This window comes from Kribbella sp. NPDC058245, from assembly GCF_042882005.1.
In the GTDB taxonomy this organism is placed as follows: domain Bacteria; phylum Actinomycetota; class Actinomycetes; order Propionibacteriales; family Kribbellaceae; genus Kribbella.
In genome coordinates this window covers 383,316-398,486 of record NZ_JBHVWY010000002.1, presented here as the reverse complement: position 1 = coordinate 398,486, position 15,171 = coordinate 383,316, and the positions used below count along the sequence as shown (strand labels likewise).

Annotated in this window: 19 protein-coding genes and 1 pseudogene; 16 read left to right on the top strand and 4 right to left on the bottom strand. The window is 67.5% G+C overall.

Features of this window, described 5'->3' with window-relative positions; genetic code table 11:
• Position 1 precedes the first annotated feature (1 nt).
• Complete coding sequence (gene ispG / locus ACFVWG_RS05395; protein ID WP_391541902.1) at positions 2-1,153, top strand: flavodoxin-dependent (E)-4-hydroxy-3-methylbut-2-enyl-diphosphate synthase; 1,152 nt, start codon at positions 2-4, stop codon at positions 1,151-1,153.
• A 215-nt stretch (positions 1,154-1,368) separates the two neighbouring features.
• Positions 1,369-1,926, top strand: coding sequence for a nucleosidase (locus tag ACFVWG_RS05390; protein WP_391541901.1), 558 nt, complete (start codon positions 1,369-1,371; stop codon positions 1,924-1,926).
• On the opposite strand, the pseudogene ACFVWG_RS05385 reads toward ACFVWG_RS05390, so the two are convergent.
• A pseudogene (locus ACFVWG_RS05385) lies at positions 1,898-2,308 on the bottom strand (NUDIX domain-containing protein); the annotation flags it as partial. The gene ACFVWG_RS05390 and the pseudogene ACFVWG_RS05385 sit on opposite strands and share 29 nt — an antisense overlap.
• 129 nt (positions 2,309-2,437) lie before the next feature.
• Here ACFVWG_RS05385 and ACFVWG_RS05380 point away from each other — a divergent pair.
• The 3 genes from ACFVWG_RS05380 to trxA are packed head-to-tail and all read left to right on the top strand — an operon-like array spanning position 2,438 to position 3,586.
• Complete coding sequence (locus ACFVWG_RS05380; RefSeq protein WP_391541900.1) at positions 2,438-2,833, top strand: hypothetical protein; 396 nt, start codon at positions 2,438-2,440, stop codon at positions 2,831-2,833.
• Positions 2,834-2,885: 52 nt separating this feature from the next.
• Complete coding sequence (locus ACFVWG_RS05375; protein ID WP_391541899.1) at positions 2,886-3,254, top strand: MerR family transcriptional regulator; 369 nt, start codon at positions 2,886-2,888, stop codon at positions 3,252-3,254.
• Positions 3,251-3,586 carry a thioredoxin gene (gene trxA, locus ACFVWG_RS05370; RefSeq protein ID WP_391541898.1) on the top strand — a complete coding sequence of 112 codons (336 nt, stop codon included), beginning with the start codon at positions 3,251-3,253 and terminating at the stop codon, positions 3,584-3,586. Before ACFVWG_RS05375 ends, trxA begins: the two co-directional genes overlap by 4 nt.
• On the opposite strand, the gene ACFVWG_RS05365 is transcribed toward trxA, so the two are convergent.
• Entirely contained in the window at positions 3,583-3,948 is a 366-nt protein-coding gene (locus ACFVWG_RS05365; protein WP_391541897.1) for a nuclear transport factor 2 family protein, read from the bottom strand. The two genes, trxA and ACFVWG_RS05365, sit on opposite strands and share 4 nt — an antisense overlap.
• 53 nt (positions 3,949-4,001) lie before the next feature.
• On the opposite strand from ACFVWG_RS05365, the gene ACFVWG_RS05360 reads away from it, so the two are divergent.
• Complete coding sequence (locus ACFVWG_RS05360; protein ID WP_391541896.1) at positions 4,002-4,628, top strand: CGNR zinc finger domain-containing protein; 627 nt, start codon at positions 4,002-4,004, stop codon at positions 4,626-4,628.
• A gap of 79 nt (positions 4,629-4,707) precedes the next feature.
• Positions 4,708-5,748, top strand: a complete 1,041-nt coding sequence (locus ACFVWG_RS05355) for a LacI family DNA-binding transcriptional regulator (RefSeq protein WP_391541895.1) — start codon at positions 4,708-4,710, stop codon at positions 5,746-5,748.
• On the opposite strand, the gene ACFVWG_RS05350 is transcribed toward ACFVWG_RS05355, so the two are convergent.
• Positions 5,724-6,098, bottom strand: coding sequence for a VOC family protein (locus tag ACFVWG_RS05350; RefSeq protein ID WP_391541894.1), 375 nt, complete (start codon positions 6,096-6,098; stop codon positions 5,724-5,726). The two genes, ACFVWG_RS05355 and ACFVWG_RS05350, sit on opposite strands and share 25 nt — an antisense overlap.
• A gap of 52 nt (positions 6,099-6,150) precedes the next feature.
• Between ACFVWG_RS05350 and ACFVWG_RS05345 the strand changes: the two genes are divergently transcribed.
• The 8 genes from ACFVWG_RS05345 (at position 6,151) to ACFVWG_RS05310 (ending at position 12,193) form a co-directional block, all read left to right on the top strand.
• Entirely contained in the window at positions 6,151-6,315 is a 165-nt protein-coding gene (locus tag ACFVWG_RS05345; protein WP_391541893.1) for a CopG family transcriptional regulator, read from the top strand.
• Positions 6,312-6,956: a VOC family protein gene (locus ACFVWG_RS05340; protein ID WP_391541892.1), complete on the top strand. Its 645-nt coding sequence runs from the start codon at positions 6,312-6,314 to the stop codon at positions 6,954-6,956. Before ACFVWG_RS05345 ends, ACFVWG_RS05340 begins: the two co-directional genes overlap by 4 nt.
• Positions 6,953-7,426, top strand: coding sequence for a GNAT family N-acetyltransferase (locus ACFVWG_RS05335; protein ID WP_391541891.1), 474 nt, complete (start codon positions 6,953-6,955; stop codon positions 7,424-7,426). The genes ACFVWG_RS05340 and ACFVWG_RS05335 overlap by 4 nt, the downstream gene beginning before the upstream one ends.
• The gene (locus ACFVWG_RS05330) at positions 7,423-8,658 is read left to right on the top strand and encodes an MFS transporter (RefSeq protein WP_391541890.1); all 1,236 of its coding nucleotides are present in this window, start codon (positions 7,423-7,425) and stop codon (positions 8,656-8,658) included. Before ACFVWG_RS05335 ends, ACFVWG_RS05330 begins: the two co-directional genes overlap by 4 nt.
• A gap of 35 nt (positions 8,659-8,693) precedes the next feature.
• A complete protein-coding gene (locus ACFVWG_RS05325) occupies positions 8,694-9,518 on the top strand; it encodes a GNAT family N-acetyltransferase (RefSeq protein WP_391541889.1) in 825 nt (274 codons plus the stop codon).
• Positions 9,519-9,542: 24 nt separating this feature from the next.
• Positions 9,543-9,914 (top strand): DoxX family protein, encoded by a 372-nt coding sequence (locus ACFVWG_RS05320; RefSeq protein WP_391541888.1) that lies wholly within the window; start codon positions 9,543-9,545, stop codon positions 9,912-9,914.
• Between the two features lie 99 nt (positions 9,915-10,013).
• Positions 10,014-11,777: a proline--tRNA ligase gene (locus tag ACFVWG_RS05315; RefSeq protein WP_391541887.1), complete on the top strand. Its 1,764-nt coding sequence runs from the start codon at positions 10,014-10,016 to the stop codon at positions 11,775-11,777.
• Positions 11,778-11,782: 5 nt separating this feature from the next.
• Entirely contained in the window at positions 11,783-12,193 is a 411-nt protein-coding gene (locus ACFVWG_RS05310; RefSeq protein ID WP_391541886.1) for an HIT family protein, read from the top strand.
• A gap of 21 nt (positions 12,194-12,214) precedes the next feature.
• Here ACFVWG_RS05310 and ACFVWG_RS05305 read toward each other — a convergent pair whose 3' ends face one another.
• Complete coding sequence (locus ACFVWG_RS05305; RefSeq protein WP_391541885.1) at positions 12,215-14,080, bottom strand: hypothetical protein; 1,866 nt, start codon at positions 14,078-14,080, stop codon at positions 12,215-12,217.
• A gap of 842 nt (positions 14,081-14,922) precedes the next feature.
• Here ACFVWG_RS05305 and ACFVWG_RS05300 point away from each other — a divergent pair.
• Complete coding sequence (locus ACFVWG_RS05300) at positions 14,923-15,156, top strand: hypothetical protein (protein WP_391541884.1); 234 nt, start codon at positions 14,923-14,925, stop codon at positions 15,154-15,156.
• Positions 15,157-15,171: the final 15 nt, after the last annotated feature.

Below are 15,171 nucleotides of genomic sequence, written 5' to 3'. Positions count from 1 at the left end.
CATGAGCATCTCCCTGGGTATGCCCGCGCTGCCGCCGCCCGTCCTGGCCCCGCGCCGTAAGACCCGCCAGATCAAGGTGGGCAAGGTGCTGGTCGGTGGCGACGCGCCGGTCTCGGTGCAGTCGATGACGACGACCCTGACCTCCGACGTCAACACCACGCTGCAGCAGATCGCGGAGCTGACCGCGGCAGGCTGCGACATCGTCCGGGTCGCCTGCCCGTCGCAGGACGACGCCGACGCGTTGCCGGAGATCGCGCAGCACTCGCAGATCCCGGTGATCGCCGACATCCACTTCCAGCCGAAGTACGTGTTCGCCGCGATCGAGGCCGGCTGCGCGGCGGTCCGGGTGAACCCGGGCAACATCCGCAAGTTCGACGACCAGGTCAAGGAGATCGCGGCCGCCGCCAAGGACCACGGCACCTCGATCCGGATCGGCGTCAACGCCGGCTCGCTCGACCCGCGACTGCTGAAGAAGTACGGCAAGGCCACGCCCGAGGCGCTGGTCGAGTCCGCGGTCTGGGAGGCCTCGCTGTTCGAGGAGCACGACTTCCACGACTTCAAGATCTCGGTGAAGCACAACGACCCCGTGATCATGGTCCGCGCCTACGAGCTGCTGTCCGAGCGAGGCGACTGGCCGCTGCACCTCGGCGTCACCGAGGCCGGCCCGGCCTTCCAGGGCACGATCAAGTCCGCGACCGCGTTCGGCGCGCTGCTCTCCAAGGGCATCGGCGACACCATCCGCGTCTCGCTGTCGGCCCCGCCGGTCGAGGAGGTCAAGGTCGGCCTGCAGATCCTGCAGTCGCTGAACCTGCGCGAGCGCAAGCTCGAGATCGTCTCCTGCCCCTCCTGCGGCCGCGCCCAGGTGGACGTCTACACGCTGGCCGAGCAGGTCACCGCCGGCCTCGAAGGCATGGAGGTCCCGCTCCGCGTCGCCGTCATGGGCTGCGTCGTGAACGGTCCCGGCGAGGCCCGCGAGGCCGACCTCGGTGTTGCCTCCGGCAACGGCAAGGGCCAGATCTTCGTCAAGGGCGAGGTCATCAAGACCGTCCCCGAGTCCAAGATCGTCGAGACCCTGATCGAAGAAGCCATGCGCATCGCCGAAGAAATGGGCGAGACCACCAGCACCGGCGAACCCACCGTCACCGTCGGCTGAACGACCGGGAGCGACTCCGTGGACATCGAGAACCTTCGTACCGGCGACGGAGAGCCGTGGAGTCGCGGACGTGCTGACGGGCTCATTGCGGCCTTGAACGAGGTCGAGATGGAGTTCGCCCCGGCGTCGCCCGATGGATGGCGGTACGGCGGGGGCCGGGATCTCGACAGGCTCGTGGTTAAGGCGCGAGAGTCGACCTCCGGTAACCTCTCCGCGTGACCGAATACGTCGTGGTGAGTGCGGTGCCGGGTGAGGCTAGGTATGTCCCGGAGGGATTACCGGTGCTGCTCACTGGCGTCGGCAAGACGCAGGCGGCGGTTGCCATGGCGCGGTGGCTGGCAGCGCGTGATACCTCGGACCTCGTCGTCCTGAACGTCGGTACGACGGGCGCGTTGCGCGACGGGCTGTCCGGGATCTACCTGCCGAGCTCGGTGATCAACCACGACCTGAACGCCGAGGCGATCCGGGCGATCGGGCTTGATCCGCAGGAGGAGTTGCCGGTCGACGGCGGTGACGGGACGGTGCTGGCATCCGGCGACGTGTTCGTGGCCGACCCCGCCGTACGGGATCGGCTGGCCGAGCGGGCGCACCTGGTGGACATGGAGGCGTACGGCGTCGTCTACGCCTGCCGCGAGTTCGGCGTACCGGTGAAGGTCGTCAAGCACGTCTCCGACTCAGCCGACGACGCCGCCTTCGACTGGCCCGCCATGGTCGACGCCAGCGCCAAGGTCCTGGGGGAGTGGCTCACCCAGTTCGTGCGTTCAGCCAGCTGAGTACGGCGGTCTCCCGCACCAACCACCGCGTCACGCCGACACCGCTCTCCAGCACACCGCGGTTGGCTGCCAAAGCCTCGGCGACGGTGACCCACCGCGGTGTCAGTTCGAGCTCAGCTTCGTAGTCCTCCAGTTGCTGGGCACCCATGGCCGTGCCGCCTGCGCAGGCGAAGTAGTACGACGTCATGCCGAACACGTCGTACTCCGCCTCCTCGGCCGGCACATCTTCCCGAGTCGTGCCCAGCTCCGCGCCGACCACGACTCCGTCGTACCCGCACTCCTCCTGGAACTCGCGCACCAGCGCCACCGCGAACGACTCACCCGCCTCTACTCCGCCCCCGGGGAACTTGAAACAACAATCGCGGCCCGTCGAACAGCACGCCGCGGACCGCCGTACGTTCGACGAGCCGTCCGTCGGCGGGGAGGCCCGGTGCGGTGAACGTGCCGAGGTGTGCGCTCAACTGCGCTCCTGGAGGTGGACGGCGAGGCGTGGTGCGACGGAGAATGCCTGATGTCTCAACTCCAGGCAAGCCGGCCGCTGTTGTGCCGGTTGACGTTCCATCGGGTCGACGCGTGGAGCATGCGCTCCGATGGCCATCCCTGCGAGCAGGTTCGGCGCTGCAAGCGATGCGAGCTGGAGATGCAGGCGGAGGCGTTCCACGACTGGGGAGCCCCGCGCAGATCTGCTGGCAATTCTTGTACGGCGGTCTTCACCTGTGCGGAGTGCGGTGAGCAGAAGACGGACGTCGCGCACGTGTACCAGGAGCAGACCGGTGACGACTGCCTGAAGATCGTGGCCTGCACGGTGTGCAGAGCGCAGCAGTCGCGGAGCTACGTGCACGACTACCGGGGCACCAACCCCGAGTGTCAACGCTGCGGCTTCGACGGCAGCATCGACGAAGCCTAGGCTTGACCTTGACCCTGGGGGCAGGGTTTAGCGTCTAGGCAGAGGAGGCGGGATGCGGATCGGGGACTTGGCGGAAGCGGCCGGCGTGACGATCAAGGCGGTGCGGTACTACGAGTCGCAGGGGTTGCTGAAGCCGCGCCGCGAGCCGAACGGGTACCGCGCGTACGACGCCGAGGACGTGGTGATCGTGCGGGAGGTGAAGGCGTTGCTGAGCCTTGGCCTGACCGCGGAGCAGACGTACCCGTTCATCGAGTGCCTGCGCGCCGGTAACGACCGGGCCGACGTGTGCCCGGCGTCGCTGACGGCGTACCGGATCCGGATCGCCGAGGTGGATCAGCGGATCGCTGAGCTCACCGATCTGCGGTCCAGGCTGACCGACCTCCTGACCGATGCCGAGAGCTGGAGGACGAACCGATCATGAGTGACCTGCAATCAGTCGACGAGACCACCTTCGACGAACTGGTACTGCGCTCCGACAAGCCGGTGCTCGTGGAGTTCTGGGCCCAGTGGTGCGGGCCGTGCCACCAGATCCTGCCGGTCCTCACCCAGATAGGTGCCGAGCGCAACGATCAGCTCACGGTCGTCAAGCTCAACGCGGACGAGAACCCGGCCGTCTCCGCCGCGTATCGCGTGATGGCCCTGCCGACCCTGATGCTCTTCCATCACGGTCAGCCGATCTGGGCGGTTGTCGGCGCCCGCCCCAAGGCCAAGCTCCTCAAGGAACTCGACGACGCCCTACTTGCTGCTGTCTAGAGGGCCGTCTGCTGGTGGAAGATGACGCGCCAGTCGCCGGAACCGTTGTTCCACACGGTGCTCGCGTACGACGGGAACTGCTGTTCCTGGCCGTCCAGTAGGACGGTGACCTCGACGCGGTAGGTGACGATCGCGGTGTGGTCGTCGACGACGATCACCTTCTCGTCCGTCCGCGGGGTCTTCAGGTAGGGATTGTGGTTGGCCTGGATCCCGGGGACGGCGGCGGTCTTGTCGATGATGCCGTACTTGCTGACGGCCAGCGCGTCGTCGCGCAGCCAGTGGGCGTAGAACGATCCGTCGCCTTCCCGGTTCGCGCGCCACAGCTGGTCTTCGAGGTCGAGCAGGGTCTCCGTGACGGACATGAAAGCTCCTGTAACTGGTTAAACCGGTGTGAGACACCGACTATAGTGGTTACATGAAGCCAGGGGCAAGGCGTCTGACCGGCACGGACGGGGTGAGCCACGCCTTCGATCCGGGCAGCTTCGCGCTGGAGCTGATCCTCAGCGGCGGTCCGCCGCCCTGGGACCGCTACGAACTCCTGCACACCCCTGACGAAGCGGCCGCCTGGTTGGCTGAGTCCTACCTCGCGGCCGACCTGCCCTTCACCGCGGACGATGTCCGAGTCACCAAAGCGGACCTGGCAAGACTGAAGGAATTCCGCGCGACGTTGTGGCACGTCGTACCAGGCCTGATCCCCGACGCGAAGACGCTGCCCGGCATCACCACGCGGCAGCTGGCCCCCGAGGATCGCGCGCTCATCAACGCCACGGTCGGCGAACCGCCGCTCGCCGAGCTCGACGAGACCGGCCGGATCCGCCGCCGTACCCCCATCACCATGCGTCAGGTCCTGGGTGCAGCCGCCCAGGACCTGATCGACATCATCGGCAGCGACAAGGTCGTTCGTCTCCGGATGTGCGAAGGCAACAACTGCGCCCTGATGTTCTACGACACCTCACGCCCCGGCAACCGCCGCTGGTGCTCGATGCAGCGGTGCGGCAACCGCCACAAGGTCGGCAACTACCGCACCCGCCACACCGACTAGCGGATCCCCCCGTAGGGTTTAATGCATTAACGCGGCAAAGGATCCGAGGGCGGTGCACATGCTCCCGAGGTACGAGCAGGTGAAGCGGGAACTGCTCGCACTGATCGCCCAGGGCGGTCACACCCCGGACCGGCCGTTCATCACCCAGCGCGAGGTCTGTGAGCGGTACGGCGTCAGCACGACGACTGCGATCCGCGCGCTGAACGATCTGGTCGCCGAGGGGGTGCTGGTCCGGCAGCAGGGGCGTGGGACGTTCGTCGCCGAGCGTCCGGTTGCAGAGTCGGCACCTGCGCCGGTACGGCGGCGTGCTGTCGCGCTGGTGATTCACGGGCAAGGGCCGGTGAAGGAGGGCATCATCAGCGGCGTGGAGTCGCGGTGCGAGGAGTTGGGGTTCGAGCTGGTCCTCTATGACAGCAAGGGCTCGCTGGAACTCCAGGAGCGCGCGCTACGGCGTGCAGTGGCCGGCGGAGTGAGTGGGATCGCGCTCTACCCAGTGGAGGGTTCGTCGCAGGTACTCCGGGACCTCTCGCTGCCCGTGGTGCTGATTGACCGGTACCAACCCGATGTGCCGACCGACGCGGTGCTGGCTGACCAATTCGCCGTCGGCTACGAGCTCACGACGTACCTGATCGGGCTAGGGCACCGACGGATGGCCACGCTGTGGGGCGAGGTCGACTGCACCAGTGTGCGCGACCGCCTCAGCGGTCACCAGCAAGCGCTCCGCGCCCACGGCCTTGTGACCCGGCCGGACCTCACTGCGCTCACCACGCACCAGTTCCTGACCCCTGAGTCCCGCAAGACTCGGTTGGCCGCGCTGCTGAACCACTCCGAGCCGCCGACCGTGCTGCTGTGCTCAGACGGCTTCATCGTCACCACAGCTGCCCGCGACCTCGCCCACCTCGGCTACGAGGTCCCCGGCGACATCGAGCTGGCCGGAATGGACGACGCCGGCCCCGCGAGCGTCCTTCCGCTCACCGTCGCCGCCGCGTCCCTTCCGGTCCACGACATGGGTCGCGCCGCAGTCGATCTGCTGGCCAACCCGGCCGCCCCGCGCAACGTCGTACTGCCGATCACTCTGCACAAACGCGACACCACCTACTTGCGCGTCGTCCATTCGTAGAGCTCCACGAGGACGCCGTGCGGACCGGCGACGTACGCCGAGGTCGTGCCCCAATCGGTGTCGACCGCCTCGAGGGCGATCTTCCCGCCGCGGCCGCGGATCTCTTCCACATCGGCGCGGACGTCGTCGCTGCGGAACTGCAGCAGGGTGCCGCCGTGGGCGCCGAAGTCGTCGATCATCGCTCCGGTGTGCAGGGCGATCGTGATCGCGCCCGCCTTCACCTCGGCGTACCCCTGGCTCGCGTCGCCGTCGATCTCGAGGCCGAGAATGCCGGCGAAGAACTCGGCCAGGTCCTGGTTCTTCTCGGCTGTGTCGCTGAGCAGGCCGAGGTGGTCGAAGCTCAGATTCATCGTCGCTCTCCTGTGTTGACTGGTAGCTCTCTAGGATGCTAGCAATATAGCCATGAGCGGTGACGGTGACAAGAAGGTGCAGTTCAACGTGTACCTGCCGCCCGGGCTGGTGCGGCGGGTGAAGCACAAGGCGATCGACGAGGCGGCGAGTCTGTCGGCTCTGGTCGAGCAGGCCCTCACTGAGTACCTGGACAAGCATGGAGAGGCACGCGGATGAGTGACGTGGTGGTGCGGCCGTTGCGGTTCACGGACCAGGTGGCGGAGATGCGGGCGTTCCTGGAGACGCTGGGGCTGCAGTCACGGCTCGAGTCCGAAAGCGGGGGCTGGGTGGACATGCTGGCCGGGCGCGGGATGGTCGCCCTGCACAGCGCGGCGTCCAGCTCGACCGGTGGCCAGCAGGGTCAGACGCGGCTGTCGTTCGAGGCCGCTGACATCGACCGGCTGAAGGACGCCCTGGAGCGTGCTGGGTACGGCGACGTCGCGATCTGGGACGAGGCCTATGGGCGCGTGCTGCGCGTGTCGGGACCGGCCGGCGAGAGCCTCTGGATCGACGAGCGCAACGACGACCTGTACGGCTACAAGCTGGGCGGCGGCCGTCCGGACGAGCGTGTGACGCTCACGCCGTTGTTGGACGCCGCGAGCCAGGCAGGGTGGCAGAAGCTGCTGACCGTGCTCGGACTGACTGACACCTTCCGGTTCGGTTCGCCCGGCGACGAGGTGCGGTTGGAGTTCACCACCACTGAGCCGCTGGACGACGTACTCCAGCGGCTGACAGCTGCGGGTCACAAGGCCACCCGCGTTGACGACACTCTCGAGATCACCGACCCGGACGGCCAAACCGTCGTTGTCCGCGGATGATCGCCGTACGGCGGGCTGTGGTCGCGGATGTCGACGCGGTGCGGCAGATCGGGCTCACTACGTGGCCGGTCGCGTACGCCGGTCTGGCGTCCCCTGAGTTCATCGCCGACGGGCTAGCGCAGTGGTGGTCGCCTGAGGCGGTCGAGCGCGGCATCCGGACCGGTATCACCTTGGTGGCCGAGGAGAACGGCGTACTGATCGGCATGGCTGGTCTTGGGCAGAACGACGGCTTCTGGGTGCTGTGGAAGCTCTACGTACTACCGGGCCAGCAGGGGAAGGGCGCAGGCAAGGCACTGCTCGACGCTGCGGTCAAAGCACTCCCAGCCGGTACGCCGGAGCTGCTGCTCGATGTCATGGTCGACAACACGAAGGCGATCGGCTTCTATGAGGCCTACGGGTTCGGAGCGCCGCTCACGACTCCGGATCGGGAGCTCGGAGACGAGCTGATGTGGATGAGACTCGGGCTATGACGACAGCAGTACCGCCAGTGCGGTTGCGCGACGATCCGGACTTCCGGCGGTACTGGTTGGCGCGGGCGCTGTCGATCACTGGGTCGATGGCGACGGCGATTGCGTTGCCGGTGCTGGTCTACCGGCTCAGTGGCTCAACCGTGCTGACGGCTGCGGTGACTGCGCTCGAGGCAGCGCCGTACCTGGTGACCGGGCTGTTTGCGGGCGCACTGGCCGATCGGTGGAACCGGCGGCGCGTGATGGTGACGGCCGACCTGGTGAACGCCGTACTGATCGGATCGGTGCCAGTAGCGCAGTTGCTCGGGGTACTGACGGTTGTGCAGGTGCTGGCGGTCGCCTTCGTCGTACAGGCGGTCTACACGTTCTTCGACGGCGCGAACTTCGGCGCACTCCCGGTGCTGGTCGGCCGGGCCCGTGTGGCACAAGCGAACTCAGCAGTCTGGTCGACCTCCAGCCTGATCGAGCTCTTCGTGCCACCACTGGTCGGACTGTCGCTGGCAGTGCTCAACCCGGCCGGACTGCTTGCGTTGGATGCTCTGAGCTTCGTGGCGTCCGCACTGGCGGTGCGCGGGATCGTACGGGCGATGTCGGAGCCGCGCGACGGCCAAGCGCCGCTGCGGCCGCGGGTGGTGCTCAGGGACATCTCCGACGGAGTCCTCTACCTGGTCCGCCACCCGGGCGTCCGGACGATGACGATCGTGGGCAGCCTGCAGTCCTTCGCGGGCGGCGGGTTCATGGCGCTGATGGTCGTGTGGTGCGACCGCGTGCTGCATGTCGGTACGTCGGGACTCCGCTTCGGACTGGTCTGGGGGACGTGGGGGATCGGTGGGCTCATCGCCGCACTCGCCTTGCCGCGGCTGCTGAAACGCCGCACGCCTGCCGTGATCACGCTCTACGCGCTCCCGGCGTCCGCAGTGATCGGAGTGCTTGCGCCGCTGTCGCCAGACTGGGTGGTGGCCGCGTTCGCCTTGCTGGTCTGGGGTTCGGCGTACGTGCTGGTGATCGTCAACTCGGTCTCCTACCGGCAGCAGGTCACACCGGAGCATCTGCTCGGCCGGGTGAACATGGTCGGCCGGATGCTGTCCTGGGCAGTCGGCTGGACGCTGGGCGCGCTGGTGGGCGGGTTGCTCGGCAACCAGGTCGGCATCCGCAGCGCGATGGTGCTGGTCGGCACTGCCAGTTTCGTCGGCGTCATTGTGGCCTGGACCTCACCGCTGCGGCACCCCCGTTAAGTGCCTTTGGGTGATTCATCCGCTAGGTTCTGCGCGTGGGCGTACGGGTTCTCGGTCCTCGTGACCTCGCGGCGGCGCGCGCGGTGATCGCCCGTGACCCGGTCGTCAACGTGTTCGTCGACAGTCTTGTGCAAGCCTCCGGACTCGATCCGCGGCGTGGTGCCGAGGTCTGGGGGTACGTCGACAAGGGCGTGCTCGAGGCGTTGTGTCATGCCGGCGGGAACATGGTTCCAGTCGGCGCCGACGATCCCGCGCTACGCGCCTTCGCGGCGTACGCGCTGCGCCGGGGGCGGAACTGTTTCCAGATCCTCGGCCCGGCCCGCTCGGTCGACCTGCTGTGGACCGCGCTCGAACCCCACTGGGGTCCGGCCCGGGAGGTGCGCGGCGAGCAGCCGTTCATGGTGATCGAGGGCGCGCCGGCCGTCGAGCCCGATCCACTTGTCCGCGCGGTCGAACCGGTCGAGCTGCCGATCCTCTACCCGGCGTGTGTCGCGATGTACACCGAAGAAGTCGGCGTACCGCCGCAGACCGGGCCCGACGGGACCTTCTACCGGTCGCGGGTGGCCGAGCTGATCCGGGCCGGCCGGGCCTTCGCGCGGATCGAGGACGGCCGGGTCGTGTTCAAGGCCGAGGTCGGATCGGTGGGCACCGGGGTGTGCCAGATCCAGGGCGTCTGGGTGGACCCGGAGTACCGCGGGCAGGGGATCGCCGCGCCGGGGATGGCGGCAGTGGTCGAACTGGCCCGGCAGATCGCGCCGGTGGTCACGCTCTACGTGAATGCGTTCAACACTCCGGCCCGGCGGTCTTACGAGCGGGTGGGCTTCCGGACCGTCGAGACGTTTGCCACCATCTTGTTCTGATTACCCGGTAGTAAGGTGGCGCCTATGGCGTCCCGTAGCAAGACCACCACGGCCCTGGCAGTGTTGTTCGGCGTCTCCGGCGTCCTCCATTTCGCCCGGCCGGCGCCGTACGAGCGGATCGTGCCGAAGGCGTTGCCGCGGAAGAAGGAACTGGTTTACGCGTCAGGAGTTGCCGAGCTGGCCTGTGCGGCCGGATTGCTGCACCCGAAGACGCGGAGGCTCGCGGGCCTCGCGAGTGCGGGCTTGCTAGTGGCCGTGTTCCCGGCCAACGTGCAGATGGCGACCGACCTGCAGCGCAAGGGGTCGGCACGCGCGAAGGCGATCGGCTGGACGCGGCTGCCGCTCCAGCTGCCGCTGATCAAATGGGCGCTGAAAGCCTCCCGCGAAACGAAATGAGGCCCGGGGACAACCCGCCTGGGGATAACTGGTCGGGCGAGGTCCGGGAGACGGATATCCTCTAAGACGTCCTTTTGTTCCATCTCTTTTGGAGTTCCCGTGATTCTGCGTATGTCGTCGCTGTTCCTCCGCACCCTTCGCGAGGATCCGGCGGACGCGGAGGTCCCGAGCCACAAGCTGCTCGTCCGCGCCGGCTACATCCGCCGTACGGCGCCTGGTGTCTACACCTGGCTGCCGCTCGGCCTGCGAGTGCTGCGCAAGGTCGAGCGGATCGTCCGCGAGGAGATGGACGCGATCGGCGCGCAGGAGCTGGTCTTCCCGGCGATCCTGCCCCGCGAGCCGTACGAGGCGACCGGCCGCTGGACCGAGTACGGGCCGAACCTGTTCCGGCTCAAGGACCGCAAGGGCGCGGACATGCTGCTCGGCCCGACGCACGAGGAGATGTTCACCCTGGTGGTGAAGGACCTCTACTCGTCGTACAAGGACCTGCCGCTGTCGATCTACCAGATCCAGAACAAGTACCGCGACGAGGCCCGGCCGCGGGCCGGCGTGCTGCGTGGGCGTGAGTTCGTGATGAAGGACTCGTACTCGTTCGACATCGACGACGCCGGCCTGGCCGCGTCGTACGAGGCGCACCGCGGGGCGTACATCAAGATCTTCGACCGGCTCGGGTTCGACTACGTGATCGTCCAGGCGATGTCCGGGGCGATGGGTGGATCGCGCTCCGAGGAGTTCCTGGCGATCGCCGAGAACGGTGAGGACACCTTCGTCCGCTCCGCCGGTGGGTACGCCGCGAACGTCGAGGCCGTCGTGGTCGCGCAGTCCCCGGCGGTCGACGCGTCCGCCCTCCCGGCGGCCGAGGTCGTCGATACCCCGGACACCCCGACCATCGACACTCTGGTCGACGCGCTGAACGCGAAGCACCCGCGGACCGACGGTCGCGACTGGACCGCCGCGGACACCCTGAAGAACGTGATCGTGATGCTGGTGAACCCGGACGGCTCCCGCGAGCCGCTGGCGATCGGCGTACCGGGGGACCGGGCGATCGACGAGAAGCGGCTGGGCGCGCAGGTCGAGCCGGCCGAGGTCGTCGCGTTCGAGGAGTCCGACTTCGAGAAGAACCCGTCGCTGGCCAAGGGCTACATCGGGCCGGGCGTGCTGGGTTCGGAGAACGCCTCCAAGATCCGGTACCTGCTCGACCCACGGGTGGCCGAGGGCTCGGCGTGGGTGACCGGTGCGGACAAGACCGGCTTCCACGTGATCAACCTGGTGCACGGCCGCGACTTCACCGCCGACGGCACGATCCAGGCCGCCGAGGTGCGCGACGGTGACGACGCGCCGGACGGTTCCGGTCCGCTGGAGTCGGCGCGCGGGATCGAGATGGGCCACATCTTCCAGCTCGGCCGCAAGTACGCCGACGCGCTCGACCTGAAGGTGCTCGACCAGAACGGCAAGCTCGTCACGGTCACCATGGGCTCGTACGGCGTCGGTGTCACCCGCGCGGTGGCCGCGATTGCCGAGGGCAACCACGACGAGCTCGGCCTGGTCTGGCCGCGCGAGATCGCTCCCGCCGATGTCCACCTCGTTGCCACCGGCAAGGACCCCGAGCTGTTCGCGAAGGCGGCCGAGATCGCCGCCGAGCTGGCGTCGCACGGTCTCACCGTGCTGTACGACGACCGCGAGAAGGTCAGCCCCGGCGTGAAGTTCAAGGACGCCGAGCTGATCGGCGTACCGACCATCGCCGTGGTCGGCAAGGGGCTCGTCGATGGCACCATCGAGGTCAAGGACCGCCGCTCCGGCGAGCGCGCCGACGTCCCGGTTGCCGACGTCGTCGAGCACCTCGTCACCACGGTCCGCAGCTGAGCTCAGTGGACTGCACGTTCTGCGGCATCATCGCGGGACACCTCCCTGCCCGGTTCGTCCACCAGGACGACCGGGCAGTGGCGTTCCTGGACATTCGCCCACTGCGCCGAGGACACACTCTCGTCGTACCGCGTGCTCATGTCGTCGACCTGACCTCGGACGGTGCCGCCGAGGCCATCACTGCTGTGGCCGCAGCCCTGCAGGCAACCTCGCGGCTGCTGATCGACCGCCTTCCGGCCGACGGTCTCAGCGTGCTCCAGGCCAACCGCGTCGCCGGCGGTCAGGAGGTCTTCCACCTCCACTTCCACCTGGTCCCGCGGTGGACGGGCGACCGCCCGCTGAATGATTGGACCGAGGATCTAGGGGCCTCGACGACTCTGGATGAGGTTCACCTCCAGCTGGGCGGACAGGGCTGAGATAGGTAGGCGGGAGTTCCGTCATTGGCTGGACTCCGATGGGGGCGTGGGCACGGGCTGGGTTCCGGTGGGATCGACACGGACCACGAAGCCGTGGGGTGTTGTCCACTCGATGGTTTGGGGGTCGATGCGCCGCACCTTCCAGCCGCGGGCGTGCGTCTTGACGCGGCGACCGAAGCGGCCCAGCGGCGCGAGGTTCTGTGTGTTGGTCTGACCGGGTGGCCCGAGGGGGTCGTAGGGCTTGATGTGATCGAGATCGATGCTGTTGGTGGTTTCGCGGGTGCCGTAGGGGAACAGTTCGGCAGGGTGGATGAGCTTGATGTGCTCGCGGATCTGGTTGGTGGCCTCGTAGGGGTCGGAGCTCACTGCCTTGTTGAGGTCGATGACGGGCTTCACGATGTAGGGGCCGTAGCCAACGACTTCGGTGAGCTGGGCAGCCAGCAGCGGTCCGATCTCTTCGGCACGGATGACGCCGGTGCCGGTGGCAAGAGTGTGGTCGGTGAGGTGCACGTACACCTCGGTCTTCCCGGGGCGTGGCGGGGTAGAGCGACCACGGGCAAGGTCGCTTGATCGATCGTCCGATCCGCCGCCACAGCATTCGCCGGCAGGGTTGCCGGAGGTGTTTCCGCAACGGCAGTCTCGATGCCGGTCGCGGTCGCGGGTGTACGCGTCACGTTTGATCTGGGCGAGCCGGGCCGTGAGTGCCCGCTGTTCGTCGACCGTCATCGGCTCACCGTCGGTGGTGGTGTCGGGTCGCAGGTCGAACGGTTCGGTTGCGTAGGCCGAAGGTTGGTCTAGTGGGTCGGGGAGATCGCTGAAGCTCGGGTGGGGTGCGTCGCGATCGGCTTCGTCATCAGGATGAGATTCGACGTCGAGGCAGCTCAAGTCGTCGTCACCCGACGGCTTGCAAGCCTGTGCGGGTGCAGACGCAGGTGCCGGCCCCCCGGTGACCGCGGCCCGACGGTGAGCGGGTGCGGGGGCGAGGCCGTCGGTCGGCGGCGGCGTGTGAGCTGGGGCAGAAGCTGGATCCGGGGCCTGGGTGGAAGCAGGCTCTGACGCGGGAGTGGGCTCTGGGGTGGGGGTGGTTTGGTGGTGGGCGCGGGCTTGGGCCAGGAGTTCGTTGGCATAGGGGTGATCGGCCATGATGCCGACGGCGGTGGCGCGGCGGGCATCGATACCGCGCTTGTCGCCAAGGAGTACGAGGGCCTTGGCGATCTCGTTGAGGCCTGCGTAGTGCCGTCGTGTGTCAGCGGAACTGGCTTTGATGACGGTGGTCTTCGTGCCGTGTTCGTCGGTGTGGCTGATCCAGACACCGCGCTCCTTGGCCTTCGCGTCGGCTTCGGCCTTGGCCCGCGCGGGATCGGCGCGGATCTTGGCGGCCTTGATGATCTTGGCCAGGCGAGTGGGGGAGATGGTGTCGAGGATCGGTGCGACCTCGCGGTCGACGGACAGCGCGGCCTCCAGAGAGAGCTTCTCGCAGTCCCGGGCGAGGTTGCGGGCCTTCCAGGCGATCGCCTTGCGATCGAGGAGACGCGCCCAGAGGAACGGGAATCGCGACCGCAGCGCCAAGGCAGTGGCAATCCGGTCCCGAGCCACCCCGGGAGAGATCCCCAGCACGACACCGAACTCGGAGACACAGAACTCCAGCACTGGTGGGCATCCATCACCACCCAGCACCACGGCACGTTCACGACCATTGCCGGCTCGGCGCTCCACCCGGGCCGCGCAGTCGGCGCGGTCCGCGACTGCATCAGGATGGAAACGGTCGGCATACTCCACGGCATGTTCGAGCTGCCGCGCGGCGGCGTCCTGCTCAGCCGCCTGGGTATCGGCGCACGACTCCAGTAGGTCGCGCGTCGACAGCGTCTTCAGATCTCCCTCGAACATGTGTTCGAGATTACGCCGCCATGCGCTCCTCGCCAAATCGCCGTGAGTCCAGAATGCCTTATCCACAAGGGGAAACGTCACATCGATTGCACGCCAAAAGTGGATATACATCGTGCGGGTTGGCCTGGAGGTGCCGGCTGGAGGTGGTGGTTTTCAGGGTTGCAATGGATCTTGTACAAGAGATCTTGACTAATTGCCAGGGAGTGCGGCTTGAGGTGAGCAAGGCGAAAGGCGGCCCGTAATGCGGCGCGGGTCGGCGCCGGCGCCGGTGGTGGTGGGAGGAGGAGGAGGCTGCGGCCGATCAGGCTGCTGCTGTGCCAATGTGCGATGAATCCGAAGGCGTGGTCGTCGGATATTCATGGAGTGCTGCGGTCGAGTCGCCCCCGGGTACGGGTTTGTGGGTACCTACTGCCACCTAGCGGCAGTAGGTATCCACAAAGCGAGCCCGACCGCACGGAGCTCGGCTAACGTCCGAAAACACGCCGACCACGTACTGCGATCGTTCGGACGTTAGCTCTGGGTCTTTCCCAACGTCCGAAAATCCGGAGAGCGGGTCTCCGATCGTTCGGACGTTGGGAGGTTAGGGCGAGGCCGAGGTGGGTGGTCAGTACGGCGAGTTGGTCGGCGTAGTACCGGATGAACTCGGGGGAGCCGGGGTTGGTCTGGCCGAGACCTTCGATCACGGGGGGATGGCCGCGCCCATCAGCATGACCAGCAGGCAGGCTGGGTCGAGCTCCGCGGGCAATGTGCCAGCCGTTTGTAAGGCGCGGATCTCGTCGACGGAGCGTTGCAGCCGATCGGCGCGGGGTTGGTGATCTGCATCGGAGGCTGGTCCGGACGCGGTGGACGACTACCCGCCGTACTGTCTGGCGTACCCGAGGCCGCCCCACGCCAGTAGCCGTAGGCCGTCCGGGTTGTTCGGGGCCTCGAGTGCGTACTGGCGGGCCTATGGAATCAAGGGGGATGGCGCCGCCCTCGTTCGCCCGGACGGGTTCGTGGCCTGGCGATCCGCCGGAGCGTCGGTCGATCCGGAATCCGAGCTGCGCGAGGTGCTGGCCGCCGTACTGGTGCGCTGAGGTGGGATGGGTCAC